This window comes from Novosphingobium sp. 11B (assembly GCF_054589055.1).
This window is the reverse complement of the sequence record NZ_BAAILP010000326.1, coordinates 3,377-3,822: the sequence shown is the minus strand read 5'-3', so window position 1 is coordinate 3,822 and position 446 is coordinate 3,377. Positions and strand designations below refer to the sequence as shown.

The following is a 446-nucleotide window of genomic DNA, read 5'->3' as shown; positions in this document are numbered from 1 at the left end:
GGGAAAATATCGATGATATGGGCGGATGCGTCTTGCCCCTCGATCAAGCACTCGACCACGTTGCTGAAAACAGCATCTTCTGGACCTGGACCTGACCAAAAACGTACAAAGTCGAGCTAAGGCCTGAGGACATTTAGGGGATTCCCTTTTCAGCCTGAATAGGATTCAAGATTGGCGAAGGGAACGCCATCTCGGATCGACACGGGTTGAGCGACGAGCAGTGGGAAAGGGTTCGCCCTGAGCTTCCCGGTAAAGTCGGAGATAGAGGGCGTTCAGCTGTCGACAATCGGACGTTTCTCGAGGCGGTTGCATGGATCGCTGGAACAGGAGAGCCATGGCGAGACTTGCCGGAAAGCTTCGGCAACTGGAATTCCAATTTCCGTCGCTTTCGCAGGTGGGCTGTAAAAGGTGTCTTTGACCTTCTGTTTGAGCGATTGTCGGGCGAC

The 446-nt window shown here is 53.8% G+C and carries 1 protein-coding gene; it reads left to right on the top strand.

The features are described from left to right. Positions 1–188 precede the first annotated feature (188 nt). A partial coding sequence (locus ACYPYD_RS27190; RefSeq protein WP_459666903.1) for a transposase occupies positions 189–446 on the top strand: 258 nt, incomplete at its 3' end.